This window comes from Erythrobacter oryzae (assembly GCF_030271515.1).
Classification (GTDB): Bacteria; Pseudomonadota; Alphaproteobacteria; order Sphingomonadales; family Sphingomonadaceae; genus Erythrobacter; species Erythrobacter oryzae.
Genome location: NZ_JASCXI010000003.1, coordinates 260,160 through 286,029, shown reverse-complemented (window position 1 = coordinate 286,029; position 25,870 = coordinate 260,160). Strand labels below are relative to the sequence as shown.

At 68.9% G+C, this 25,870-nt stretch carries 22 protein-coding genes and 1 tRNA gene; 15 read left to right on the top strand and 8 right to left on the bottom strand.

Going from position 1 to position 25,870, the window contains the following annotated elements; translation table 11 throughout:
- Positions 1-2 precede the first annotated feature (2 nt).
- The 4 genes from PFX90_RS10210 to PFX90_RS10195 all read left to right on the top strand — a co-directional run bounded on the left by PFX90_RS10210 (position 3) and on the right by PFX90_RS10195 (position 8,037).
- Positions 3-875, top strand: a complete 873-nt coding sequence (locus tag PFX90_RS10210) for a tetratricopeptide repeat protein (protein ID WP_285712329.1) — start codon at positions 3-5, stop codon at positions 873-875.
- On the top strand, positions 872-1,867 hold the full coding sequence (locus PFX90_RS10205) for an LLM class flavin-dependent oxidoreductase (protein WP_285712327.1): 996 nt from the start codon (positions 872-874) through the stop codon (positions 1,865-1,867). Before PFX90_RS10210 ends, PFX90_RS10205 begins: the two co-directional genes overlap by 4 nt.
- 139 nt (positions 1,868-2,006) lie before the next feature.
- The gene (locus tag PFX90_RS10200) at positions 2,007-6,710 is read left to right on the top strand and encodes an NAD-glutamate dehydrogenase (protein WP_285712326.1); all 4,704 of its coding nucleotides are present in this window, start codon (positions 2,007-2,009) and stop codon (positions 6,708-6,710) included.
- 88 nt (positions 6,711-6,798) lie between these two features.
- A complete protein-coding gene (locus tag PFX90_RS10195) occupies positions 6,799-8,037 on the top strand; it encodes an NAD(P)/FAD-dependent oxidoreductase (protein ID WP_285712325.1) in 1,239 nt (412 codons plus the stop codon).
- Here PFX90_RS10195 and queG read toward each other — a convergent pair.
- A complete protein-coding gene (gene queG, locus PFX90_RS10190; protein WP_285712324.1) occupies positions 8,021-9,076 on the bottom strand; it encodes a tRNA epoxyqueuosine(34) reductase QueG in 1,056 nt (351 codons plus the stop codon). The genes PFX90_RS10195 and queG overlap by 17 nt on opposite strands.
- A gap of 46 nt (positions 9,077-9,122) precedes the next feature.
- Between queG and PFX90_RS10185 the strand changes: the two genes are divergently transcribed.
- The 4 genes from PFX90_RS10185 (at position 9,123) to msrB (ending at position 13,621) form a co-directional block, all read left to right on the top strand.
- A complete protein-coding gene (locus tag PFX90_RS10185; protein ID WP_285712323.1) occupies positions 9,123-10,133 on the top strand; it encodes an ABC transporter ATP-binding protein in 1,011 nt (336 codons plus the stop codon).
- A complete protein-coding gene (locus PFX90_RS10180) occupies positions 10,130-11,386 on the top strand; it encodes an ABC transporter permease (protein ID WP_285712322.1) in 1,257 nt (418 codons plus the stop codon). The genes PFX90_RS10185 and PFX90_RS10180 overlap by 4 nt, the downstream gene beginning before the upstream one ends.
- A 307-nt stretch (positions 11,387-11,693) precedes the next feature.
- Entirely contained in the window at positions 11,694-13,046 is a 1,353-nt protein-coding gene (locus PFX90_RS10175; protein WP_285712321.1) for a cytochrome P450, read from the top strand.
- Positions 13,047-13,120: 74 nt separating this feature from the next.
- Positions 13,121-13,621 carry a peptide-methionine (R)-S-oxide reductase MsrB gene (gene msrB / locus PFX90_RS10170; protein WP_419180099.1) on the top strand — a complete coding sequence of 167 codons (501 nt, stop codon included), beginning with the start codon at positions 13,121-13,123 and terminating at the stop codon, positions 13,619-13,621.
- On the opposite strand, the gene PFX90_RS10165 is transcribed toward msrB, so the two are convergent.
- Together PFX90_RS10165 and PFX90_RS10160 are read right to left on the bottom strand one after the other, a co-directional pair.
- Positions 13,618-14,286: a PilZ domain-containing protein gene (locus PFX90_RS10165; RefSeq protein WP_285712320.1), complete on the bottom strand. Its 669-nt coding sequence runs from the start codon at positions 14,284-14,286 to the stop codon at positions 13,618-13,620. The two genes, msrB and PFX90_RS10165, sit on opposite strands and share 4 nt — an antisense overlap.
- A gap of 173 nt (positions 14,287-14,459) precedes the next feature.
- Positions 14,460-14,541: transfer RNA gene (locus PFX90_RS10160), tRNA-Leu, on the bottom strand.
- 130 nt (positions 14,542-14,671) lie between these two features.
- On the opposite strand from PFX90_RS10160, the gene PFX90_RS10155 reads away from it, so the two are divergent.
- The gene (locus PFX90_RS10155) at positions 14,672-16,345 is read left to right on the top strand and encodes a cation:proton antiporter domain-containing protein (protein ID WP_285712319.1); all 1,674 of its coding nucleotides are present in this window, start codon (positions 14,672-14,674) and stop codon (positions 16,343-16,345) included.
- A gap of 284 nt (positions 16,346-16,629) precedes the next feature.
- Here PFX90_RS10155 and PFX90_RS10150 read toward each other — a convergent pair whose 3' ends face one another.
- Positions 16,630-16,908 carry an integration host factor subunit beta gene (locus PFX90_RS10150; RefSeq protein WP_017664490.1) on the bottom strand — a complete coding sequence of 93 codons (279 nt, stop codon included), beginning with the start codon at positions 16,906-16,908 and terminating at the stop codon, positions 16,630-16,632.
- A 207-nt stretch (positions 16,909-17,115) separates the two neighbouring features.
- Complete coding sequence (locus tag PFX90_RS10145) at positions 17,116-17,460, bottom strand: GntR family transcriptional regulator (RefSeq protein ID WP_419180096.1); 345 nt, start codon at positions 17,458-17,460, stop codon at positions 17,116-17,118.
- A gap of 555 nt (positions 17,461-18,015) precedes the next feature.
- On the opposite strand from PFX90_RS10145, the gene PFX90_RS10140 reads away from it, so the two are divergent.
- The 4 genes from PFX90_RS10140 to PFX90_RS10125 all read left to right on the top strand — a co-directional run bounded on the left by PFX90_RS10140 (position 18,016) and on the right by PFX90_RS10125 (position 22,955).
- Positions 18,016-19,614, top strand: coding sequence for a peptide MFS transporter (locus tag PFX90_RS10140; RefSeq protein WP_285712317.1), 1,599 nt, complete (start codon positions 18,016-18,018; stop codon positions 19,612-19,614).
- Between the two features lie 91 nt (positions 19,615-19,705).
- Positions 19,706-21,139: an amidohydrolase gene (locus PFX90_RS10135; RefSeq protein WP_285712316.1), complete on the top strand. Its 1,434-nt coding sequence runs from the start codon at positions 19,706-19,708 to the stop codon at positions 21,137-21,139.
- Complete coding sequence (locus PFX90_RS10130; RefSeq protein ID WP_285712315.1) at positions 21,136-22,446, top strand: amidohydrolase family protein; 1,311 nt, start codon at positions 21,136-21,138, stop codon at positions 22,444-22,446. The genes PFX90_RS10135 and PFX90_RS10130 overlap by 4 nt, the downstream gene beginning before the upstream one ends.
- A complete protein-coding gene (locus tag PFX90_RS10125) occupies positions 22,446-22,955 on the top strand; it encodes an FKBP-type peptidyl-prolyl cis-trans isomerase (protein ID WP_285712314.1) in 510 nt (169 codons plus the stop codon). Before PFX90_RS10130 ends, PFX90_RS10125 begins: the two co-directional genes overlap by 1 nt.
- Here the strand turns inward: PFX90_RS10125 and PFX90_RS10120 are convergent.
- Positions 22,952-23,299 carry a winged helix-turn-helix transcriptional regulator gene (locus PFX90_RS10120; RefSeq protein WP_285712313.1) on the bottom strand — a complete coding sequence of 116 codons (348 nt, stop codon included), beginning with the start codon at positions 23,297-23,299 and terminating at the stop codon, positions 22,952-22,954. The genes PFX90_RS10125 and PFX90_RS10120 overlap by 4 nt on opposite strands.
- 75 nt (positions 23,300-23,374) lie before the next feature.
- Between PFX90_RS10120 and PFX90_RS10115 the strand changes: the two genes are divergently transcribed.
- Positions 23,375-23,836, top strand: a complete 462-nt coding sequence (locus PFX90_RS10115) for a PaaI family thioesterase (RefSeq protein WP_285712312.1) — start codon at positions 23,375-23,377, stop codon at positions 23,834-23,836.
- A gap of 44 nt (positions 23,837-23,880) precedes the next feature.
- The gene (locus tag PFX90_RS10110) at positions 23,881-24,558 is read left to right on the top strand and encodes an NnrU family protein (RefSeq protein WP_285712311.1); all 678 of its coding nucleotides are present in this window, start codon (positions 23,881-23,883) and stop codon (positions 24,556-24,558) included.
- Positions 24,559-24,574: 16 nt separating this feature from the next.
- Here the strand turns inward: PFX90_RS10110 and PFX90_RS10105 are convergent, their stop codons facing one another.
- Positions 24,575-24,898 (bottom strand): hypothetical protein, encoded by a 324-nt coding sequence (locus PFX90_RS10105; protein ID WP_285712310.1) that lies wholly within the window; start codon positions 24,896-24,898, stop codon positions 24,575-24,577.
- A 69-nt stretch (positions 24,899-24,967) separates the two neighbouring features.
- Positions 24,968-25,765: a crotonase/enoyl-CoA hydratase family protein gene (locus tag PFX90_RS10100; RefSeq protein WP_285712309.1), complete on the bottom strand. Its 798-nt coding sequence runs from the start codon at positions 25,763-25,765 to the stop codon at positions 24,968-24,970.
- Between the last annotated feature and the right edge of the window lie 105 nt (positions 25,766-25,870).

The following is a 25,870-nucleotide window of genomic DNA, read 5'->3' as shown; positions in this document are numbered from 1 at the left end:
ACGTGCCCTTCCTCCTCGCGCTCGCCCTGCAAGTCGGCCCCAATCCGCTTGGGGGCGCGATGCCGGGTGACGAGCTGGTGCGCGACCGGCCCCCCCGCGAACAGGTGCAGCCCGATGCCGAGGCGGAGCCCGATCCGGTCAGCGCATGGCTCGCAGGATGCCTCTCCACGCTCGAGGAAGACCCGGCGCGCGCCCACGCCATGGCGCAGATCCGCCGCGCCGAGACCACCGGGGCCGACCGCGTGCTCGCCAACCACTGCCTCGGCACGGCGGCGGCGCAGCTGGGGATGTGGGACGACGCCCGCGCCGCCTTCACCGCCGCGCGCGAGGAGACGCCCGAGGCCGAACCCCGCGCCCGCGCCCGCTTCGGCGCGCTGGCAGGGGCGGCGGCGCTGGGCGGCGGGGATTCCGAGGGCGCGCTCGCGCTGCTGACGCAGGCCGAACGCGACGCGCAAGCCGCCAGGGCCCCGCTGCTCGAAGCCATCGCCGCCAGCGACCGCGCCCGCGCGCTGGTGATGCTGGACCGCACCGACGAAGCGCTCGCCGCGCTCGAGAATTCGACCGCGCTCGCGCCCGACCGCGCCGAGGGCTGGCTGCTCAAGGCCACCCTGCTGCGGCGTCTCGACAAGCTTGCCGAGGCGCAGGCCGCGATCGAACGCGCCGCGACGCTCGCTCCCACCAATCCCGAAACCGCGCTCGAAGCCGGGGTCATCGCCGTGCTCGCGGGCCGCGACGATGCGGCGCGCAAGAGCTGGGAGTCGGTGCTCGCGCTCGCCCCCGACAGCCCGGCGGCGACCACCGCCAAGGACTACCTTGCGCAGATCGGCGCGGCGGGCGAGACTGCGCCCGCATCCGAGGAGGCTCCCGCGTCATGACCCGTTTCTCCGTGCTCGATCTGGTGCCGGTGCGCGAGGGCGGCACCCTGCAAGAAGCCTTCGCCGCCACCACCGACCTCGCCCGCGCGGCGGAAGGCTTGGGGTGCGACCGCTTCTGGGTCGCCGAGCACCACGCGATGGACGGGATCGCGGGCGGGGCGACCTCGGTCGTGCTCGCTCACGTGGGCAACGCCACGAGCCGCATCCGCATCGGATCGGGCGGGATCATGCTCCCCAACCACACCCCGTTCCAGATCGCCGAGCAATTCGGCACGCTGGACGCGCTGTTCCCCGGGCGGATCGACTTGGGGCTCGGCCGCGCGCCGGGGGCGGGGCCGGAATTGCAGCGCGCCTTGCGCAAGAACCTCCACCAGGCCGCCGAATACTTCCCGCAGGACGTGGTCGAGCTGCGCGCGCTGCTGACGGGCGATATCGAGCTGCCGATTGCTGCCACCCCCGGCCTTGGCGCCAAGGTGGAGCTGTGGATGCTCGGATCGAGCCTGTTCGGCGCGCAACTGGCCGCCAAGCTCGGCCTGCCTTACGCCTTCGCGGCGCATTTCGCGCCCGATCACCTCGACGCAGCGCTGGCGGTCTACCGCCGCGACTTCCAGCCTTCCGAGGCGCTCGCGCGCCCGCATGTGATGGTGGCGATGAACGTCTTTGCCGCCGAAGCCGAAGGCGAGGCGCGCCTGCTCGCCTCCTCGCAGCAGCAGAGCTTCGTGCGGCTGCGCACCGGCAATCCCGGCAAGCTGCCCCCGCCGGTCGAAGCCTATACCGACACCCTTCCCGCGACCGCGCAAGCGATGCTCGCCCATATCGGGCAGGCTGCCGCGGTCGGCACGCCCGCGCAGGTGCGCGAGGGCATCGAGGCTTTCGTCAAGCGCACCGGTGCCGACGAGATCATGCTTTGCGGCGCGACCTATGACCCGGACGCCCGCATCCGCAGCCTCGAACTGACCCTCGACGCCTGCCGCGCCATGGTTGCCGCCTGATACCTTCGGCTCTGGGCAATCATCCGGCTTGCGCGCCCCCACGGAATAAGGGTATCGGACAAGACACGATAAAAACAATCCGGCATAATAATATTGCTTTGAGGCAAGCGCCGGAACGCAGGATGGACAGGAGCCAGTCATGGGGTCGAAAGCCGCCGCCGCCGCGCCTTCGAAGGCGCTGATCAAGGCCCTGCGCCTCGAGCTGGAAGCCTCGCTGCTCCCCGGCGATGCGGGCGCGGACAAGGCCGTGCTCGATGACGCCGCGACGTGGCTGCTGACCGCCGCCGCTACCCGCCAACCGGGCCAGCCGATCGTCCAGCTCGAATCGACCAGCGGCGCGCGGCGCCATCTGCGCATCGCGATTATCAACGACGACCAGCCCTTCCTCGTCGATTCGCTCGCCGCGACCATTGCCGCGCAAGGCGTGGGGATCGACCGGCTGCTGCACCCGGTGGTCCCGGTCGAGCGCGATGCCGACGGCACCATTACCGGCCTCGGCAAGGCCGGCGCGCGCGAATCGCTCATCTATATCGAGACCCCGCGCGTCGACGCCCGCCAGCGGCGCGAGCTGCTCGAGGCGCTCCAGACCACGCTCGGCGATGTCCATGCTGCGGTTGCCGACTGGCCGGCGATGCAGGACGCCATGGCTGCCGATGCGCAGGCCGTCGCCGCGCGCGATGCCGAGGCGGGGGCGCTGCTCGTCTGGCTCAAGGACGGGATGCTGACCCAGCTCGGCCACATGACCCGGCGGCGTGACGGCACCAGCGAAGCGCGGCTCGGCATCTGCCGCGCCTCCTCGCCCGATCTGCTCGCCGACATCTCGTTCGAGCGCGCCTTCGAGTGGTTCGACGCGGCCGACAAGGACGGTACGACCAAGGCGATGCTGGCGATCAAGAGCAACGTGCAATCGCGCGTCCACCGCGCCAGCCCGCTCGACCTGTTCATCGTGCCGGTGCGCGAGGGCGGGAAAATCACCGCGCTCTCGATCCACGCAGGCCTGTGGACCAGCGCCGCGATGAACGCGCGCCCGGGCGAAGTGCCGGTGCTGCGCGCGATGGTGACCGATATCACGCAGCGCCTCGGCTTCGACCCCTCGGGCCACAACGGCAAGGCGCTGGTCCACGCGTTCACCTCGCTCCCCAACGACCTCCTCACCGCCTTCGATCCCGACCGCGTCGCCGATCTCGTCACCGCCAAGATGGCGCTGATCGACCGCCCGCGCCCGCGCGTCATCATGGTCCGCGCGACGCTGGAGCGCCATGTCTTCGCCTTCGTGTGGCTGCCGCGCGATCACATGAGCACCGATGTGCGCTTGCAGATCCAGGCGATGCTGCTGGCGAGCCCCGGCGCCAGGCTGCTCGACTGGAGCCTCGAGATCGAGAGCTCGACCCTCGCCCTGCTGCGCTTCCTGATCGACGTGCGCGCTTGCGCCTCGCTGCCCGATGATGCCGCGATCGAAGCCCAGCTCGCCGATCTGCTGCGCGGCTGGAACGAGGCGGTCGCGAGCCACATCGCCGCACACGAGGACGATGGCCGCGCCGCCGCGCTCGCCGCGCGCTATGCCCCGGCCTTCCCGACCGGCTACCGCCTCGCCTACGGCCCCGAGGAAGCCGCGCGCGACATCGCCAAGCTGCGCGGGCTTACCCTCGCCGAGGCCGACGCGCCCATCGCCCGCCCGTCCGAGCGCGCGGTGCGGCTCTACCGCCTCGCGGGTGACGGGGCCGATACGCTGCGGCTCAAGGTCTACCACACCCGCGGCGCGCTGGCGCTGTCGGACGTGGTGCCCGCCTTCGAGAATTTCGGCTTCCGCGTGCTCGCCGAGGTGCCGACCTATCTCACCGATGCGGGCCTCGGCTCGATCCACGAATTCCTGCTGACCCTGCCCGCCGGACGCGAGGCGGGGGCGCTGCTCGAGCGCGCCGCGCCGATCGAGGCGGCGCTGGCAGACGTGCTGAACGGCGCGGCGGAGGACGATCCCTTCAACCGCCTCGTTCCCGCCGCCGGGCTTTCCCCGCGCGAGGCGAACTGGCTGCGCGCGGTCTATCGCTACCTGCGCCAGACGGGGCTCGCCTACACGATCTACACCGTGGTCGACGCGCTCGCCGCCGCGCCGCAGGTGACGCGCGCGATGATCGAGCTGTTCGAAGCGCGCCACAACCCGGCCTTCGAGGGCAACCGCGAGGAGGCCGCCGCCGCCGCGCAAGGGAGCTTCACGCGAGGCCTCGCCAAAGTCACCGCGATCAACGACGACCGCCTGCTCAGGCTCTACCGCGCGGTGATCGACGCGGTGCTGCGCACCAACGCCTTCGCCCCTGCCGCTGCCGAGGCGCTGGCGTTCAAGCTCGAATCCGCCAAGGTGCCGGGCCTGCCCAAGCCGCTGCCGTGGCGCGAGATCTTCGTCTACAGCGCCCGTGTGGAGGGCATCCACTTGCGCTCGGGCGCGGTCGCGCGCGGGGGCCTCAGATGGTCCGACCGGCGCGACGACTTCCGCACCGAAATCCTCGGGCTGATGAAGGCCCAGCGGGTCAAGAACGCGGTGATCGTGCCCACCGGCGCGAAGGGCGGGTTCTATCCCAAGCAGCTCCCCTCGCCCGCCCTCGACCGCGAAGGCTGGGCGGCCGAGGGCCGCGCGGCCTATGAAATCTTCATCCGCACGCTGCTCTCGGTCACCGACAACATCGTCGAAGGCAAGGTGGTGCACCCCCAATGCGTCACCGCGCTCGACGGCGAGGACCCCTATTTCGTGGTCGCCGCCGACAAGGGCACCGCGACCTTCTCCGACATTGCCAACGGGATCGCGCAAAGCCGCGACTTCTGGCTCGACGACGCCTTCGCCAGCGGCGGCTCGAACGGCTACGACCACAAGGCGATGGGCATCACCGCGCGCGGCGCATGGGTGAGCGTCCAGCGCCACTTCCGCGAGATGGGGATCGACGTCCAGAAGGACTCTGTCACCGTCGCGGGCTGCGGCGATATGTCGGGCGACGTCTTCGGCAACGGGATGCTTCTCTCGAAGGCGCTGAAGCTGGTCGCCGCCTTCGATCACCGCCACATCTTCATCGACCCCGCGCCCGATCCGCTCGCCAGCTGGAAGGAGCGCAGCCGCATGTTCGCGCTCACGCGGTCGAGCTGGGACGACTACGACAAGTCGCTGATCTCCAAGGGCGGCGGGGTTTTCCCGCGCTCAGCCAAGACGATCAAGCTCTCCAAGCAGGCGCGCGAGGTGCTCGGGATCGACGCGAAGGAGATCGAGCCCGAGGCGCTCATTACCGCGATCCTCAAGGCGCCGGTCGACCTCATGTGGTTCGGCGGGATCGGCACCTATGTGAAGGCCCCGCAGGAAAGCCACATCCAGGTCGGCGACCCGGCGAATGACGGGTTGCGCGTCGATGCGACCGAGATCCGCGCGCGCGTGATCGGCGAGGGGGCGAACCTGGGCGTCACGCAGGCGGGGCGCATCGCCTTCTCGCTTGCAGGGGGGCGGATCAACACCGATTTCATCGACAATTCGGCGGGCGTTGACTGCTCGGACAACGAGGTCAACATCAAGATCGCGCTGGCCGCGGCGACCAAGAGCGGCAAGCTCACCGAGAAGAAGCGCAACACGCTGCTCGCAGCGATGACCGACGATGTCGCGGCGCTGGTGCTGGAGGACAACCGGTTGCAGGCGCTCGCGCTGTCGATTGCCGAAAGCGGCGGGGCTGGAGCAATCCCGGCCTATGTACGGCTGATCGAGCGGCTGGAAGACATCGGCGATTTCGACCGACGCACCGAAGGCCTCGCCGATGGCGAGGTGCTGACCCGCCGCGCCGCCGACGGGCAGGGCCTCACCCGCCCCGAACTCGCGGTGCTGCTGTCCTCGGGCAAGCTCGCGCTGCAGGCCGCGATCGAGGCGAGCGATCTGCCCGATGATCCCGTGCTCGAACCGCTGCTGCTCGCGCGCTTCCCGGCGGCGATGCGCAAGGCCTATGCCGCCGAGATCAAGGGCCACCGGCTGCGGCGCGAGATGATCGCGACGAGCCTCTCCAACCGCATCGTCAACCGGCTGGGCATGGTCCATCCGTTTGAATTGGCCGAGGAAGAGGGCGTCGGCCTTGCCGAGGTCGCGGCGGCCTTCGTGGTGACCGAGAACCTGTTCGGGCTCGAGGCGCTGTGGCGCGATCTCGAGAGCGCCGCCATGCCCGAGACCGCGCGCCTCGCGCTGTTCGACCGGCTCGCGGCAGCCGTCGGCAACCTGATGAGCGATGTGTTGCGCACCGCTGCGGGCAAGGTCGCGGCCGGGCGGATGATCGCCGATCTCTCCGAGGGCGTCACCGCGCTGGTGCAGGGCCGCGAGGAGCTGCTCACCGAGGAACCCCGCGCCCGCTCCAAGGCGCTGCGCGACGGTTTCGTCGGCGTCGGCGCGCCCGAGGGGCTGGCGGCGCGGGTCGCGGGGATGTTCGACTTCGACGGCGCGGTGGGCCTCGCGCAAGCCGCGCGCAGCGGCGGGATCGAGCCGCGCCTCCTCACCCACGCCTTCACCGATATCGGCACCGCGCTCGGGCTCGACTGGGCGCAGGGCACGGCGGCGCATATGTCGCCTTCGGACGTGTGGGAGCGGCTGCTGATCTCGGGCCTCGCGCGCGATTTCCAGCAGATGCGGATCGAGTTCCTGCGGCGGCTGATGCGCGGTGACGGCGGCAAGACCGACCCGCGCGGCGCAGTGTCCGAGTGGGCCGAGCGCAACGCCGCCGGTGTCGCCCAGTTCCGCAAGCTCGTCGCCCGCGCGCAGGCCCGCCCGCCGGTGGGCGCGGCGATGCTGGCGCAGATCGCGGCCCAGGCGCGAAATCTGCTCGAGCGGTGAGGCTCCACTGCCAAACCGCTAACTTGACCCTCCGGCAATTTGCGCCACATCAAGGGCCGCAAGCAGCCGGAGGGGCATAAGGCAGGTCATGGCATCCACAACCCAGCACGCCGACGTCGTTATCGTCGGCACCGGCCACGGCGGCGCGCAGGCGGCGATTGCGCTGCGCCAGCACGGGCACGAGGGCTCGATCCTGATGATCGGCCGCGACGACGCCCCGCCCTACGAGCGCCCGCCGCTGTCGAAGGAATATCTCGCGGGCGACAAGGGCTTCGAGCGGATCATGATCCGGCCCGAGAAGTTCTGGTCGGACAAGCAGATCGACCTGCGTCTGGGCGCGGCGGTGACGGCCATCGATCCCGCGCGGCACACGCTGACGCTCTCGGACGGCGGGCAGGTGACCTATCGCAAGCTGATCTGGTCGGGTGGCGGCGATCCCCGGAGGCTGCCGGTGCCGGGCGCGGTGCTGCCGGGCGTGTTCTACGTCCGCGACAAGCGCGATGCCGACGCGATGATGCAGGCGCTCGCCGACGGCGCGCGGCGGGCCGTGGTGATCGGCGGGGGCTATATCGGGCTCGAGGCGGCGGCGGTCTTGCGCAAGCTGGGCTGCGGGGTGGTGCTGGTCGAGATGCTCGACCGCCTGCTCGCGCGGGTGGCGGGCGAGGAGCTTTCGACCTTCTACGCCGAGGAACACCGCCGTCAGGGCGTCGATATTCGCCTCGGGGTCGGCGTCCACTCGGTGCTGGGCGAGGACAGGGTCACCGGCGTCAGGCTCGATAATGGCGAGGAAGTGCCCTGCGACATGGTGATCGCGGGGATCGGGATCGTGCCCGCGGTCGCGCCGCTGATCGCGGCAGGGGCGGCGGGCAGCAACGGCGTCGATGTCGATTTCTGCTGCCGCACCACGCTCGACGACATCTATGCCATCGGCGACTGCGCCGCCCACGCCAACGACTTTGCCGATGGTGCGGTGATCCGGCTGGAATCGGTGCAGAACGCGCATGACATGGCGAACACCGTGGCGAAGGCGATCATGGGCGAGAAGGAGCCATATCACGCGCTGCCGTGGTTCTGGTCGAACCAGTATGACCTCAAGCTCCAGACCGCGGGGCTCAATCTGGGCTACGACCAGACGATCCTGCGCGGCGATCCGGAAAGCCGCAAGTTCACCGTGGTCTACCTCAAAGCCGGAGTGCCGATTGCCTTCGACTGCGTGAGCACGATGAAGGACTACGTGCAGGCGAGGAAGCTGCTCGAGAGCGGCTGCGGCCGGATCGACCCGGCGCTGCTGGCCGACCCCGAGGTGGCGCTCAAGGATCTGATCTGAGGCGGGCGAACGCCCATTCCGCCGCCTCCGCCACCACCGGATCGGGGTCGCGGGTGAGCGTCTCAACCTGTCCCGCCAGCGCGGCGTTGCCGCTGTTGCCCGCCGCATAGAGGCAATTTCTCACGAAGCGGTTGCGCCCGACGCGCTTGATCGGCGATCCCGAGAACACCGCGCGGAAGCCCGCATCGTCCAGCGCCAGCAATTCGTCGAGGCGCGGGGCGACCAGTTCGGCGCGGGGGAGAAATTCGCGGATCGCCTGCGCTTGCGCGGCGAATTTGTTCCACGGGCACACCGCAAGGCAATCGTCGCAGCCGTAGATGCGGTTGCCGAGGGCGGGGCGCAGCGCTTCGTCCACGGCGCCCTTGTGCTCTATGGTGAGGTAGGAAATGCAGCGGCGCGCATCGAGCTTGTAGGGCGCAGGGAAGGCGTCCGTGGGGCAGGCGTCGAGGCAGGCGCGGCAGCTGCCGCACTGGTCGCGGTGGCCTTGCGCGGGGGTGAGGTCCAAGGTCGTGTAGATCGCGCCGAGGAACAGCCAGCTGCCGTGGGTGGGGCTGACGAGGTTGGTGTGCTTGCCCTGCCACCCGATCCCCGCCGCCTCGCCCAAAGGCTTTTCCATCACCGGCGCGGTGTCGACGAAGACCTTCACTTGCGCCCCTGGCACCGTCTCCACCAGCCAGCGGGCGAGCGCCTTGAGGCGCTTCTTCACCACATCGTGATAGTCCTTGCCTTGGGCATAGACCGAGATGCGGGCGTGGGTATCCGAGCCCTCCAGCGCCAGCGGATCGTGCCCCGGGGCGTAGCTCATGCCGAGCGCGATCACGCTCCGGGCCTCGGGCCACAGCCCCTGCGGCGAGCGGCGGTGCTCGAGGCGCGTGGCCATCCATTCCATCGAGCCATGGTGCCCTTCGCCGAGCCACTCCTCGAGCCGTTCGGAGCGCAGCGGGTCCTCACCGGCGCTCGCGAACCCGCACACCGCGAAGCCGAAGGCGAGCGCCCGCTCGGCGATCTCCTCCGACAGGGTTGCGGCGCTGTTAACCATATTCGGCAAGGGCTCCGTTTAATCCTGTCCGCTAACCGCGTATGCCATGGACATGGCGGTAAGCGATCAGAGCCTTTCGGGCAATCGAGCGGAGGGCTTCAGCGCCGTTCCGGCTGACGGACGTCCGCTCGCGATCGAAGCGCGCGGGCTGGTCAAGAGCTTCGACGGCACGCGCGCGGTCGACGGGGTGGACATCTCGGTGCCCGAGGGCGCGATCTACGGCATTCTCGGCCCCAACGGCGCAGGGAAAACCACGACGCTGCGGATGCTGCTCGGCATCATCGACCCGGACGAGGGCGTGCGCCGCGTGTTCGGGCATGACCGGCCGCACGACATCGGCCGCCTGATCGGCTACCTCCCCGAAGAGCGCGGGCTCTACCCCGCGATGAAGTGCATCGAGGCGATTGCCTTCATGGGCGCCCTCAGAGGCCTGCCCCTGAAGGAGGGCCGCAAGCGCGCGGTGGAGCTGCTCGAGCGGCACGGCCTCGGCCACGCCGCCGACCGCCAGATCCGCCAGCTCTCCAAGGGCATGGCGCAGACCGTCCAGCTGCTCGGCACGCTGGTCCACGAGCCGCGGCTGGTGGTGCTCGACGAGCCCTTCTCGGGGCTCGACGCAATCAACCAGGGCAAGCTCGAGATGATGATCCGCGCGCTCGCCGACGACGGCGTCACGGTCATTTTCTCCACCCACGTCATCCACCACGCCGAGCGCCTGTGCGAGGGCGTGGCGATCATTGCCGGGGGCAAGGTGCCCTATGCCGGCTCGGTCGAAGCCGCGCGTGACCGCATCCCGGCGCAGGTCCGGCTCGAGACCCGGGCGCGCGAAGGCGCGTGGCTCTCTGCCCTGCCGCCCGAGACCCGCCGCAACGGCGACTTCTTCCACTTCCCGCTCCCCGAGAGCGGCATCGAACCGCTCCTGAAGGGGCTGATCGAAGGCGAGGCGGGCATCCTCTCGCTCTCGATCGAGCGCGCGGGCCTCCACGACGCCTTCGTCGCCATCGCGGGCGAGGCCGCCGCGCGCCAGCTTGCCGCTGACAGCGAGGGAGCCGAAGCATGACCGACCTGCCGCTCCGCCCCCGCCTCTCCGCGCTCGAGGCTGCCTGGGTCATCGCCCGGCGGGACTTCGTCGCGGTGCTGTTCTCCCGCGCCTTCCTGTTCTTCCTCCTCGGCCCGCTCTTCCCCGTCATCGTCGGCGGCCTCGCCGGCTCGATCGGCGGCGAGGTCCAGCGCGACGCGGTCTCCTACGAGGTCGGCGTTGCCATGAGCCCCGAGGACACCGCCAGGATGGTCGCCGCTGGCGAGCAGCTCGCCCCGCAGCTGCCCTTCGCGCTGCCCGTGCTGCGCCCCGTCCCCGAGGCCGCCAAGGATCCCGCTTTCGACGCGCGCGCCTTCATGGAGGCACGCCAGGGCAACTACGCCGCCATCGTCTCCGGCTCCCCGCAGCGCCCGGTCATCGTCGGCACCGAGGGCCAGATCGCGCGCTGGCAGGGCCCCGTCAGCCTGATCGCCGGACACGCGCTCGCCGCCGAGCCCGCCGCCTTCCCCGAGGTCCGCGCCAATCCGGTCGCGACCAGCGCCGCCGACGAGCGCACCACCCGCATCCAGACCGCCCAGATCGCGCAGATGCTGCTGTTCCTGCTGACGATGCTGCTCGCCGGCATGGTGCTCTCCAACCTCGTCGAGGAGAAGGCCAACAAGATCATCGAGATCCTCGCCGCCGCGATCCCGATGGACGCCGTGTTTATGGGCAAACTCTTCGCCATGCTCGCGGTCTCCTTCGTCGGCATTGCGGTGTGGGGCACCGCGGGCTTCGTCCTGTTCGGCGGAGCGGGCGACGTGGTCAGCCGCGTCACCGGCTTCGACATCACCGGCCTGCCCGCCCCGGCGGTCGGCTGGCCGCTGTTCGTGCTGCTCGGCGTCCTCTACTTCGCGATGGCCTACCTCCTGCTCGGCGCGCTGTTCCTGACGATCGGTTCGATGGCGACCTCGGTGCGCGAGGTGCAGACGCTCTCGATGCCGGTCACCATGCTCCAGCTGATGGTGTTCTTCCTTGCCGCATACACCATCAACCAGCCGGGCTCCGGCATGGAGATGGCCGCGATCGCCTTCCCGCTCTCATCGCCCTTCGCGATGCTGGCGCGCGCGGCGATGGAGGGCGCGGTGTGGCCCCACGTTCTGGCGCTGGCCTGGCAGGCGGTCGCCGTGGTGCTGATCGTCAAGGCCGGATCGCTGCTGTTCCGCAAGCGGGTGATGAAGTCGGGCGGAGCGGGGCGCGACAAGCGCAAGAAGGGCGTGCGGCTTCCCGCCTGAGTCGGCGTCCGAGTCGCCGTCCCGCCGTTCAGCCTGCCCCGCGCAAGGCTGAACCATGAGACACGAGCGACACTGTCCAGAACCGGATTTCCTCCCCCCGCGCACGGCGCCCTGCGACACTTGGCGCAAAGGGCAGGCGAGGGGGCAAAGCGGCGCATTCCCGCGATCATGTCAGGCGCAAGGCTTGTAGGAAAGCGTCCAATCCGTCCCGATTCGCAACTCATATTGACATTGCTGTCAGTTGCGTCAGACTGCGACTCGTTAAGGAGCGGCCCACCCCATAAGCGCCGCCCGACGGGAGACAGACATGGCCACCATCGCCCCCGCCACGCCCGGAATCCAGCGCCCGCAGGTACGGCGCGAGCCTTCCTCCTACGAGGCGCTTCAGGCCCACTTCGCCCAGCACCCCGAGGCACGCCTCCAGCACACCCACCCGTGGGACGTCAGCCGCTCGGACATCTATTACGAGGACAAGTGGCAGCCGATCTTCGCCGAGATGCGCAAGGCCGGGCAGCTCCACTGGATCCCCGACAGCCCCTTCGGCCCCTATTGGGCGGTGGTCGGCCACAAGGCGATCCAGCATATCGAGGCCCTGCCCGAAACCTTCTCCTCGAGCTGGGAGCATGGCGGCATCACCATCTTGAACCGCCTGTCGGAAGAGGAGCTGGCGAACAGCAATATCGAACGCCGCGAGCTGCCGATGTTCATCGCGATGGACCGCCCGCAGCACACCGGCCAGCGCCGCACCGTCGCGCCCAAGTTCACGCCGTCTGCCGTCACCGATATGGAAGCGGAGATCCGTGCACGAACCGGCGAGCTGCTCGACCGCCTGCCGCGGGGCGAAGTGTTCGACTGGGTCGATACCGTGTCGATCGAACTCACCACCGGCATGCTCGCGATCCTTTTCGGCTTCCCCTGGGAAGACCGCCGCCTGCTCACCTTCTGGTCGGACTGGTCGGGCGATACCGAACTGGGCGCAGTGCGCGAGCTCGACGAGCTGCGCTGGGGCATCCTTCAGGAAATGGCGGCCTATTTCCAGACGCTCTGGATCGAGCGGACGATGGACAAGGAGCCGGGCAATGATCTCATCTCGATGATGATCCACTCGCCCGCGATGAACCAGATGCGGCCCGAGGAATTCATGGGCAATCTGGTGCTGCTGATCGTCGGCGGCAACGACACCACCCGCAACACCATGAGCGGGATCATCCACGCGCTCGACAAGTTCCCCGACCAGAGGAAGCTCTACGAGGAGAACCCGGACCTCATCCCCAATGCGGTGCAGGAAATCCTGCGCATGCAGGTGCCGCTCGCCCACATGCGCCGCACCTGCACCGAGGATACCGAAGTCTTCGGCCAGACCATCAAGGCGGGCGACAAGGTGGTGCTGTGGTACATCAGCGCCAACCGCGACGACGAGGTGTTCGAGAACCCCGACAAGCTCGACATCACCCGCGAGAACGCCCGCCGCCACCTCTCCTTCGGCTACGGCATCCACCGCTGCGTCGGCGCGCGGCTGGCGGAATTGCAGCTGCGCGTACTGCTCGAGGAAATGCACAAGCGCCGGATGCGCGTGCATGTCGCGGGCGATGTCGAGCGGGTGCGCGCGAATTTCGTCCACGGCTTCCGCAAGCTCGAGGTCGAGATCACCACTTTCTGAAAGGGGTGAAACCTCGCGGGCGTTTTCGACGTAAAAGAGGGGCGGGCAGCGTGCCCGTCCTCACGGAGATTGCGATGCGCCTGCCCTTCCTCAACCGCCGCCGCCTGCTCGCCGCGAGTGCCGCGATCGGCGGAATGCTGCCCTTCGTCAGCGCCTGCGGCGCCTCGCCCGCCGAGGCCAAGAGCTACCCCAAGGGCCGCCCGGACGCCGAGTGGAAGAAGCTGCTCACCCGCGACCAGTATTACGTGCTGCGCGAGGCCGGAACCGAGCGTCCCTTCACCTCGCCGCTCAACAAGGAAAAGCGCAAGGGCACCTTCGTGTGCGCCGCGTGCAATAACCACCTCTACGCCTCGGCGACCAAATACGACAGCGGCACCGGCTGGCCGAGCTTCTGGCAGGCGATCGACAAGGGCGCGGTCGGCACCAGCACCGACTACCTGATCGGCTACCCGCGCACCGAGGTGCACTGCGCCGATTGCGGCGGGCATCTGGGGCATATCTTCGGGGACGGGCCCAAGCCCACCGGCAAGCGCCACTGCATCAACGGCGTGGCGCTGAAGTTCGTGCCTGCCTAGGCCGCAGGCGCGGTCTCGGCGCTTTCTTCGAGCAGCGCCGGGGCCTGAAGCAGCGCCGCCAGCCGCGCGAAATCGCCTAGCGTGAAGGTGTCGTCGAACACCACGCCATATTGCTGGTCGCGCCGCCAGCGCACTTTCGCGCGCACCTCGCGCGGCTTGCCGCCGCCCACTGCGGGCATGGCAAGGCGCAGGGTCTGGTCGATCGCCAGCAGCTTGTCGCAGGTCAGCCGCGCGCCCTGCTGCGAGAAGTTCTCGACCAGCGCCTCGAATTGCCCCGCAAGCATGTTCACCGTCACCGGGAAGCACAGCGCCAGCCTCAGGCCGCGCTTGGGGTAATCGCTCGCCTCGTTGACGAGCTGCTCGACCTCGACGGAGCCTGCAAAGGTGAAGCCCGCCTCGTTGCCCTTGTGCCAGACCCGCGAGACTTCATAGACCGCGCCCGCCGGCATGTGCAGCGCGAAGTCCTTGCACGAGGGCAGGCCGTGGAACAGGCGCACGCTCACCCCGGTCTCCGAGACGTCGCGGATGACGCAGACGAACTCGCCCTGGGCCGACACCAGCTTGGCCGCGCGGATCAGCAACGTGAAGCGCGGCGCGGTGCGCTGCTCGGCTCCCGGCTGCTCCGGCGTCGGTTCGAGGCGTGCGTGTTGGCTCGCTGGTTCCATGCCTGTTGTCCCAACCCGACAGCCCCTGGTCCTGGCACTGGCGAGACATACGCAGGGCAGTCTGACCCCACGCTTCTCCTGAGGGAATACGCATGAAGGCGTTAAGGGGGAGATAATGGCGCCCCTCGGCTGGTCGCAGGTGCCGTGGGGCAAATGACGCAGGCAGGGAGATGTACGGGCGGCGGGACTCGAACCCGCACGAGCAAAGCTCAGGGGATTTTAAGTCCCCGGCGTCTACCATTCCGCCACGCCCGCATGGGTTTGCCCTTGCCACAAATCCTTGCGCATTGGCCAGAGCCCGCGCCAAAGCTTGCCCTTCCGCGCGCGAGGCTCCATTTCAGCGCCCTATGGCATTGTATCGGCGAGGCGCGTGATGGCGGGCGAGATGAGTGACGCGCATTCGGTGGTCGCAACGATCCAGCCGGCGATCACGCTGCTGGGCCTCGGCATCGCCGCCGCGCTCGGCAGCCGGGCGCTGCGGCTCAATCCGATCGTCGGCTATCTGGTGATGGGTCTCGGCCTCTCGAGCCTCGGGATGGCGGAGGATTTCAGCGGGCCGGTGGTCGCCGCGCTGGCCGAGGCGGGGGTGATGTTTCTGCTGTTCAACCTCGGCCTGCACTTCTCGCTGGGCCGGATCCGCGCAGAAGCGGGCAACATCTTCGGCTTCGGCAGCTTGCAGATGATCGTCGCGGGCGGGGGCTTTGCCGCGCTGTTCTGGGCGCTGGGCCTGCCGCCCGGCTTCGCGGTGATCGCGGGCTTCGGGATGGGGCTTTCGTCCACCGCAGTCGTCATCGGCCTGATCCGCGAGCGCGGGCAGGAGGACTGCCCGGTGGGCCGCGCGGCACAATCGATCCTGATCTTCCAGGACATCGCCGCGATCCTGCTGCTGGTCACCGCCGGCGCATTGGCGAGCGGCGGTGCGCTCGCCCCTGCGCTGGGGATCGCCGGGGCCAAGGCGCTTGCCGCCTTCGGGATCGCGGTGGTCTTCGCCCGGTTCCTGACCGAGCCGCTGTTCGGCCTCATCGCCCGCGCGGGCACCACGGAAGTCTACACCGCCACCGCGCTCTTCATCGCGCTCGCCGCCGGGTGGGCGACGGGGATGGCGGGCCTCTCGCTGACGCTGGGCGCCTTCCTCGGCGGCATGGCGGTCGCCGATTCGCGCTACCGCATCCTCGTGCAGACCGAGATCGACGCCTTCCGCGGGCTGTTCATGAGCTTCTTCTTCATCTCGGTCGGTCTCAGCATCGACCCTGCGCAGCTGGTCGCCGACTGGCAGCTGGTGGTGGCGATGACAGTGGGGGTGGTCGCGGCGAAATGCGCCTTCAACGTGGTCGCGGGGATGCTCAACCGCTGGTCGGTGCCGGGCTCGATCCAGCTCGGGTTCCTGCTCGGGCAGGGGAGCGAGTTCACGCTGGTCCTGCTGGCCTTGCCTGCCGTTGCCGGGCTGGCCGAACCGCGCCTCGTCTCGGCGATGGTCACCGCGATCGCGATCAGCCTTGCCGCGACGCCGTTTGTATCCAATCTCGGCCGCAAGCTCGCAGGCCGTCTGCGGCAGGGCCCGCCCGACGCCAAGATGGCGGGGGACGACGCGCCGGTCCTCATCATCGGCATGACCCCCGCGGGCCGCGCGGTCGCCGATGCGCTCGCCTTCAACGAGGTCGAATACCTTGCCCTCGAGCCCGATCACGACCGATTCCAGATGGCGCTCGCCGACGGCTACCACGTCCACCGCGCCAACCCCGCCGACCCGAGGAGCTGGGACGCGATCGGGATGGACCGCCGCCAGGTGCTGGTGATCGCGACCGGCGCGACCGACGTCTCGCGCGAGCTCACCCCGCTGGTCGAGACCCGCGCGCCGACGATGACGCGGATTATCGCGGTGCCCGGGCCGGAAGAGATCGACGACATGGCCGCGCTCGGCCTGCTGCCGGTCGACATGAGCACGAGCGGCGGGGGCGAGCGCCTCACCGAACTGGTGTTCACCGCACTCGACATCGAACGCGCGCTGCCCGTCCCGGGCCTCGCCCGCGACGACGAGGCCATGCCCCGCGCGGCGTAGCTTGTTTGCGAGGGCGCCTCCGCGCCCTCGTCCTCGGTGCTGCTCCCTTCGCTGCGCTACGGGGCACCTGCGGCTCGCGCCGTGCGCTCGCGGTTGCTACGCAACCGAAATCAGAGCTTTACCGTGAGAATCGCGGTGCCTCGGCCCGCCAACGGACGGGCCGCAAGCGCGAACGCGCGCCCGCAGCGACGCGCCCGAAGGGCGTGTGAGCGAGGATTTCGCAGCGCGGAGGCGCTGCGGAAAACAGGAACCCGCGGAGGCGCACCCCCGCGCGATCCTCCTGCTTACTTATTCAACCTCTCGCGGATTTCCTTGCCGGCCTTGAAGTAGGGCACGCGCTTTTCGGGCACGTCCACCGTTTCGCCGGTGCGCGGGTTGCGGCCGCTTCTCGCCTCGCGCTCGCGGGTCGAGAAGGCGCCGAAGCCGCGCAGTTCCACCCGGCCCCCCTCGGCCAGGCGCTGTGCGATTTCGTCGAAGAAGATGTCCACCACCTGCTCGATCTCGTCGGCGCGCAGGTCTGGGTTGTCCTTGTGCAATTCCTGCAACAATTCGGATCTGATCATACCGATCTCCCGGCGGCCAGCGTGGCCCGACCACACTGACGCCGCTTTGCGGGTTACCCCGTCGTTTATATTACTCGCCTCCGACCCGTGAGGCTGCCCCTTTAATCCCAGGCGTGCGACTTATGCAATGCCGCCGCCTGAAATTGCATACAAAGTGTCACATTGCGGGAAAAAGCGCAACCTACAGTGCTGTAAGTTAGGATCTTGTCAGGAGATGATGACAAGATCGGCCGGATCGAGCCCCAGCCGCGCCATGCGGCTGCGGATCTCGGGCCATTCCTCGCGCAGAAAGACTTCGCGCTCGGCGGCGCGCAGCCGCTCGGCCGCGCCGCGCACGACATACATTCCCACGCCGCGCTGGACCTCGACCAGCCCGTCGTTCTGGAACTGCTGGTAGGCCTTGGCGACCGTCAGCGGGTTAGCCCCCTGCTCGGCCGCGAGCGCGCGCACCGAGGGCAGCATCGCGCCCTCCGGATAGACCCCGTCGATGATCGCCGCGGCAATCTGGTCGCGCAGCTTCAAATAGACGGGGCGGTTGGGGTGCGCGCTCATGGGGTGCATCAGTGCCATAATACAGCCATGCGGTCAAGGAGTGCTCTGGTTTGCGGGCCCGCCTCCGCGGGCCCGTCCTCGGTGCTGTTCCTCCACTTCGCTACGCTCCGTTCCGGGCACCTGCGGCTCGCGCCTTGCGCTCGCGGCCCGTCCGTTGGCGGGCCGTTTGGTTGCGGGGGCGCCTCCGCGCCCCCGTCCTCGGTGCTGTTCCCTCCCCCCGGGTCAAGCCCGGGGTCCGGGGCACCTGCGGCTCGCGCCGTGCGCTCGCGGCCCGTCCTTTGGCGGGCCGTTCTTGGTTGCGGGGGCGCCTCCGCGCCTCCGTCCTCGGTGCTGTTTCGATCCCTGCGGGATCGAGCACATGCGGGCGGCCGTTCGGCCTTGCGGCCCGTCCTTCGGCGGGCCGATGAATTGCGCTGCCACGATACTGCCGCGCGCATTCCATTACGCCCTCACGCAACAAAAGCTTCACACGGGCGCGCAAGCCGCTAGGGTGCCCTCCCATAGCGGCGGTGTGGTGAGGCCCGCCTTCAACCATTCGATGGGGATCGAATTCCGATGAAAGATATTTCGCTGTGGGCGGAGGCCGACTGGATTGCGGCCATCGCGGTGGCCGTGCTGATCGTGTTCCTCGCGATCGGCGGCAAGGTCGCGGTGCAGAAGGAGCCCGAGTTCGCCGGGCACCCCAAGGGCCTCTACATGCTGTTCTTCGCCGAGATGTGGGAGCGTTTCTCCTACTACGGCATGCGCGCCATTCTGGTGTTCTACCTCGCCCAGCACTGGCTCTATTCCGAAGCCAAGTCGAACCTGATCTACGGCGCCTATACCTCGCTGGTCTACATCACCCCCGTCCTCGGCGGGTGGCTGGCTGATCGCTACCTCGGGCAGCGCAAGGCGGTCCTGTTCGGCGGGCTGCTGCTGGCGATCGGCCATTCGCTGATGGCGGTGGAAGGCACCGGCGGGCAAGACGATCCCACGATCAACGTCTTCTGGGGCGCGCTGGCCTTCATCATCGTCGGCTCGGGCTTCCTCAAGGCGAACATCTCGGTGATGGTCGGCCAGCTCTATGGCCTCACCGACACCCGCCGCGACGGCGCCTATACGATCTTCTACATGGGCATCAACGTGGGCGCGGCGATCGGGACGATCCTCGTTGCATATCTCGGCCAGACCATCGGCTGGGGCTATGGCTTCGGGCTTGCGGGCCTCGGGATGCTGGCGGGGCTCGTCGTCTTCGTGCTCGGCAAGGGCCTGCTGAACGGCGCGGGCGAAGCCCCGGGCCCGCTCGCCAAGGGCAAGGAATACGGGCTCTACGGCATCGGCCTTGCCGCTGTGGCGGTGATCTGGGCGCTGGTGCAGTATCAGGACGTGATCCAGACGCTGCTGATCATCTCGGGCGTGGGGCTGCTGGGCTATGTGCTGTTCGAGAGCTTCAAGCTCGACAAGGAGCCGCGCGAGCGCATGTTCGCGATCCTGTTCCTGATCAGCTTGAACCCGCTGTTCTGGGGCCTGTTCGAACAGGCGGGTGGTTCGATGAACCAGTTCACCGACAAGTTCGTCGACCGCAGCGGCGTGCCGGCGGGCATCTTCCAGTCGATCAACCCGATCTACATCATCCTCATGGCACCCGTGTTTGCGGCCCTGTGGCAGTGGCTCGGCGCGAAGGGCAAGGAGCCCTCGGCCCCGGCCAAGTTTGGTCTGGCGCTGGCGCAGATGGGGTTTGCCAACCTCGTGCTGGTGTGGGGGGCCGAGGCCTATGGCGTGGCGGCGATGACCCCGGTCATTCTGGTCTTCGCCTATTACCTCTTCGCCACCACCGCCGAGCTGTGCCTCAGCCCGGTTGGCCTCTCGGCAATGAACCGGCTCGCGCCCAAGCACCTTGCCTCGCTGATCATGGGCGCGTGGTTCTACATGACCGCGGTCGGCAATTTCGTCGCGGGCAAAATCGGCGAGGCGACCGGCGGGCATGACGGCGCGCTGACCAAGCAGGGCCTGCTCGACATCTACGAGCTGTTCGGCTGGATCGCGATCGGCACGGCGGTGGCGGTGCTGCTGGTGAGCCCGGTGGTGAAGAAGTGGATGCACCTCGACACCCTCGGCAAGGACGCGCCCGAACCCGAAGCGCCCTCGCTCGCCAAGGCGCAGCCTGCCGAGTAACCCTCGCCGGACACCAATTTCGTCCAACAGGATGGACAAACCTCGCGTTTTCCGTTCCAAAGCACTTGGAGCGGAATAACGCGAGGTTTGCATGTATCGAGACTCGAAGTGGCGCGCCCGGGCAGGCGCGCTGGTCACCCTCGCGAGCGCATTGGCGCTGATCGCAGGGGCCACTGTCGCCGACGCGAAGGAACGCAAGAAGAAGGACAAGGAGGAAGAGGCCGCCGCGGCCCCCGCCTTCGCCGCGATCAAACCCGGCGATCCGGTCTACCCCTCGACCTATAAGCCCTATCCCGGCGTCGCCACCGCGATTCGCGGCGCGACGGTCTATGATGGGCGCGGCAAGAAGATCGAGAACGGCGTGGTTTTCATGAGCGGCGGCAAGATCGTCGCGGTCGGCGGGCCCGACACCCCGATCCCCGCCGACATCGCGGTGTTCGACGGTACGGGCAAGTTCGTCACCCCCGGCATCATCGACATCCACTCGCACCTTGGCGACTATCCCTCGCCGGGTGTCGACGCCCATTCGGACGGCAACGAGGCGACCGCGCCGACCACGCCCGAAGTCTGGGCGGAGCACTCGGTCTGGCCGCAGGACCCCGGATTCAGCCGCGCGCTGGCGAATGGCGGGATCACGAGCCTCCAGATCCTTCCCGGCTCGGCCAACCTGATGGGCGGGCGCTCGGTGACGCTCAAGAACGTGCCCGCGCGCACCATGCAGGGGATGAAGTTCCCCGGCGCACCCTATTCGATGAAGATGGCCTGCGGGGAGAACCCCAAGCGCGTCTATGGCGAGCGCGGACGGATGCCCTCGACCCGCATGGGCAACCTTGCGGTGAACCGCGAGACGTGGCTCGCCGCGATCGACTACGCCAACGACCCCAAGGCCAAGCGCGACCTTGCCAAGGAGACGCTTGTGGGCGTTCTGAAGGGCGAGATCCTGATTCAGAACCACTGCTACCGCGCCGACGAGATGGCGCTGGTCATGGATATGGCCAAGGAGATGGGCTACAAGGTCACCACCTTCCACCACGCGGTCGAAAGCTACAAGATCGCCGATCTGCTGCGCGAGAACGGCGTGTGCAGCGCCGTGTGGGCCGATTGGTACGGCTTCAAGATGGAAAGCTATGACGGCATCCTCGAGAACGCCGCCTTCCTCCAGCGCGAGGGCGCCTGCGTGGTGATCCACTCGGACGACCAGAACGATATCCAGCGCCTCAACCAGGAAGCCGCCAAGGCGCAGGCCGCCGGGCAGCGGGCGGGGATCGACATTCCCGATGCGACCGTGATCGGCTGGATCACCTACAACGCCGCCAAGGCGATGGGCATCGCCGACATGACCGGCAGCCTCGAAACCGGCAAGATGGCCGACGTGGTGCTGTGGAACGGCGACCCGCTCAGCGTCTATTCGCGGCCCGAGAAGGTGTGGATCGACGGCGCGCTGATGTTCGACGCGCTCAATCCCAAGACAAGGCCCGTCAGCGATTTCGAGCTCGGCCAGCCCGGTGAAGGAGATGTGAAGTGAAGAACCTCCTCTCCGTCAGCGCGCTCGCGCTCATCGCCGCTGCCGCGCCCGCGATGGCGCAGGACGTCACCATCACCAACGCCCGCGTCGTCATCGGTGACGGCAGCGAGCCGATCGAGGGCGGCACCGTGGTCGTGCAGGGCGGCAAGGTGGTCTATGCCGGCCCCGCCGCGGGTGCGCCTGCAGGCGGCAGCGCGGTCGATGCCAAGGGCGCCTATGTCACCCCCGGCATCTTCGCCACCGTCACCACCTTGGGCCTGACGGACGTCGTGGCGGTGAGCGAGACCGAGGATTCGCGCGCCGCCGCCTCGCCCTTCAGCGCTTCGCTCGATGCGGCCGCGGCGATCAACCCGGTCTCGCAGCACATCCTCGTCCACCGCGCCGCCGGGATCACCCGCGCCGCGACCGCGACCGCGCCGACCGGCTCGATCTTCGGCGGGCAGGGCGCGATCATCGACCTCGATGGCGATGCGACCCCGGTGGTGCAGGCGCGCGCGTTCCAGTTCGTCGACCTCGGCGAAAACGGCGCGCGGCTTGCGGGCGGCAGCCGCCCCGCCGCCCACGCCCTGCTGCGCGCGGCGTTGCGCGAGGCGCAGGCGCTCGCCGGCAAGACCGGCACGCCGCAGACCACCGAGATCGTCAAGGACGACGAGGTCCTGCTCAGCCGCTTCGATGCCGAGGCGCTGGTGCCGGTGGTGACGGGCAAGCAGAAGCTCTACGTCGCCGCCGAACGCGCCTCCGACATCCGCGCCGTGCTGGGGCTCAAGAAGGAGTTCCCCGCGCTCGATCTGGTGCTGGTGGGTGCCGCCGAGGGCTGGCTGGTGGCCAGCGAGATCGCCGCCGCCAAGGTGCCGGTGATTGCCCACGGCCTCGCCGATCTGCCCGAGACCTTCGAGCAACTGGGCGCGACCCAATCCAATGCCGGGCGCATGATGCGCGCGGGGGTGAAGGTCGCGATCAACGCCGATTCGCTCCAGAACCCGCGCCGCTTGCAGCAGGTGGCGGGCAATCTGGTGGCGCTCAACAAGCTGCCGGGCGCGGCGGGGATGAGCTGGGGGCAGGCCTTCGCCGCGATCAGCTCGGTCCCGGCCGAGATCAGCGGCATGGGCGGCAAGGCGGGGGTCCTGAAGCCCGGCGCTTTCGGCGACGTGGTGATCTGGAGCGAGGACCCGCTCGAGGCCGGCGCGGTGCCCACGCAGGTCTTCATCGGCGGGATCAAGCAGGACCTCACCAGCCACCAGTCGCGTCTGCGCGATCGCTACAAGGACCTTGACGAGAGCAACCGTCCCGAGGCTTACGACTGGTAATGAAGCTGAAGCCCGTCACCCCCCTCGCGGCCCTCGCCGCAACCGTGCTGCTCGCCTTGCAACCCGCGCAGGCGCAGAGCGGCGAAGCCCTGTCCCCTGTCGGCAACGCGCAAAACCCCGCGTGGCACGCGCAGCAGCAGCTCTACCTGCTCAACCTGAAGGCCGAGGACGGGTGGTACACCGCCGAGGGCGGGCTGCGCTGGCGCTGGGTGAAGTATCTCGCCTCCGGGAAGAAGCCCACGGTCGCCGACCGGGTCACCGTCCATTACGAGGGCAAGCTGCTCGACGGGACGGTGTTCGACAGCTCCTACGCGCGCGGAGAGCCCGCCACCTTCCCGCTCGGGCGGCTGGTGAAGGGCTGGCAGATCGCCATCCCCAACATGGGCGTGGGCGAGATCATCGAGATCGCGATCCCCGCCGACCTCGCCTACGGCCCGATCGGGCGCGGGCCGATCCCGCCCAACGCGACGCTGGTGTTCAAGGTCGAACTGCTCGCGATCGGCGGCTAGGCGGGCGGCCAGACCGGCGCGGTTTCGCCCTCGGCATAGAGGTGGCCTGCGCTCCACTCGGCCATTTCGGCAAAGACCGGCACCAGCGCCCGCGCCTTGTCGGTCAGCAGATAGCGCGCGCGCTTGCCAAGCGGAGGCTCGCGCACCAGCAGCCCGGCATCCTGCAGGATCGCGAGGCGCGAGGTCAGCGCGGCGCGGTTGATGCCGAGCCGCTCGACGAACTCCTCGAAGCGCTCGGCCCCCAGAAAGGCATCGCGCAGGATCAGCAGCACCCAGCGGTCGCCGAGCACGCGCGCGGCGCGGGCAATGGGGCAGGGCGCGCGCGAGGGGGTGTAGGTCTTCATCGTCTGATTATCAGACTTGTGCGCGCCGCTGGCAAGACGCATAAAGTCTGCGAATCAGACTTAAGGAGCCCCCTCATGCCCGTGACCCGTTTCGACAGCCCCGAAGCCTCGATCGCCTATATGAAGCAGGTTGCGGTGGCGCGGTCGGGCTTTTCGAACTGGCTCGATGTCGAGCCGGTCAAGGTGTGGCAGGGCGAGAGCGAACTCACCCTGACCTTGCGCCCCGAGATGACCCAGCACCACGGCTATGCGCACGGCGCCATCGTCGGGCTGATGGCGGATAATGCCTGCGCCTGGGCGGGGGCATCGGTCGCGGGCGACGTGGTGACGGGGGGCTACACCATCGACTTCCTGCGCCCTGCCAAGGGCGCACGGTTGCGCGCGAAAGGCACCGTCATCAAGGCGGGCAAGCGGCAGGTGGTGGTGCGCGCCGATGTCTGGGCCGAGAGCGAGGGCGAGTCCCCGATCCACGTCGCCGCCGCCCAGGCCACCATCGTGCCGACCGGCCTGCCGAGCGCGGCGGTGGAACCCGCGTAAGGCGCGGCTGGTCGCTCCTGCCAACCCATGTTAGCCTGCCCGGCATGGATGGGGATCTGATCACGCTCGCCGCGGCCAATGCCGCTTTCGTCGGCTCGCACTTCGCCATGTCGCACCCGCTGCGGGCGCCGATGGTCAAGGCCCTGGGGGCGGGGGGCTTCACCCTCGCCTATACGGCGGTGAGCTTCGCGACGCTGGGCTGGGTCGCCCATGCCTTCGGCGTCGCGCCGGGCGCGGATTTGCCGGGCACGGGCGAGGCGGGCTGGATCGCCGCGAGCGTGCTGACATGGCTGGCGATGGTGCTGCTGGCGGGCTCGCTGATCGGCAACCCCGCGCTGCCCACCCCGCAAGCCGAAGCGCAGGCGAGGGCCGAGCCCAAGGGCGTGTTCCGAGTCACCCGCCACCCGATGATGTGGGGGATCGGCCTGTGGGCGCTCTCGCACATGGTGCTGTTCTGGAGCACCCGCACGATGATCACCGCCTTTGCAATGGGCGTGCTGGCGCTGGTGGGGTCGCGCTTGCAGGACGGCAAGAAGGCCAAGCTGATGGGCGCGGCATGGGGCGAGTGGTCGGCGAAAACCTCCTACTGGCCGCGCCTCGGGCAGCTGTTCAGCGTCGGCGCGGTGCCGCTGCTGGCGGGGACGGCGCTGTGGCTCGCGGGAAGCTGGTTCCACCTGTGGCACGCGGGGATCCCGGCGGGCGTGTGGCGCTGGGTGGGCTGATCCGGCGCGAACGGCCCTAGCCGGGGTAGGTCTCCATCAGCCGCTTCACATCGCTGCGCGACATCGCGGGACGATAGCCGAGTTCGGCCTCCACCAGATCGCGCAGCGTCACCTTGAGCGCCTGCCGCCCGAGGGGCTGTTCGTCGAGCAAGTGGTCGATCGACTTCTCCTCCAGCACGATCCGCGCCATCACTTCGCGCAAGGTGCGCTCGATCAGCTTGTCCCGCCGGTCCTGCTTCTTCTTTTCCTTCTGGAGCCGCCACGCAAACAGCCATCCGCCGGCGGCAACCAGCAGGCTGGTGAGATTGGCGCCGAGGGCGATCCACAGTTCCACGGTCACAGGCTTCTCTCCGCAAGGCCCGGTCGGATTCGGGGCGAATCCTTCCGGCACAGACAGGCTATGGCCCGATCAGTCCCCCGTAAACACCGCCCCGCGCTTCTCGATCAGCGCCGCGACGCCCTCGGCATGGTCGGCGGTGGTGTGCATCATCGCCTGGGTGTTGGCGGCAAGCTCCAGCGCGGTGTCGTAGCTGGTCTGCTGGCCCTGCCGCAGCAGGTTCTTGGTGTGGCGCAGGGCGTGCGGGGGGAGGAGCGCGATCTTCGCGGCGAGCGCGCGCGCCTCGTCCATCAGCGAGTCTGCCGGAACCACGCGGCTGACGAGGCCCCAGTCCTTCGCGGTCGCGGCGTCGATCACGTCGCCGGTGTAGAACAGCTCGGCCGCGCGGCTCATGCCGATCACGCGCGGGAGAATCCACGTGCCGCCATCGCCCGGGATGATGCCGAGCTTGAGGAAGGTCACCCCGAACTTGGCGGTCTCGGAAGCGATGCGGATGTCGGCGAGGCAGGCGACATCGCACCCGAGGCCGATCGCCGGGCCGTTGACCGCCGCGATCAGCGGCACGCGCAGGCCGTAGAGCGCGCGCAGCATCAGGTGGATATTGTCGCGGTAGCCGTCCGAGATCGCCGGGGTGGTGCCACCGAAGGTGCCGGTCTTGTCGCGCATCGCCTTGACGTCGCCGCCCGCGCTGAAGGCGCGTCCGGCGCCGGTGAGGATCACCACCCGGCACTCCATGTCGCGGTTTATCGCATTGGCGACACTGACGAACGCGTCCCCGTCGCCCGGCGCGCCGAGCGGGTTCATGCTTTCGGCGCGGTCGAGCGTCAGGATTGTAACGGGGCCTTCGCGGCTTATCTGGATGAGGGACATGGGGGCCTTTCGCGGGGCTTCGTGAGCTGGTCAGGCTTGCGTAAGGCGCGCGGCGGCAAAGGGCAAGAATCGTGGAAGACGCGCGCCGATCCGGGGGGCAGGGCG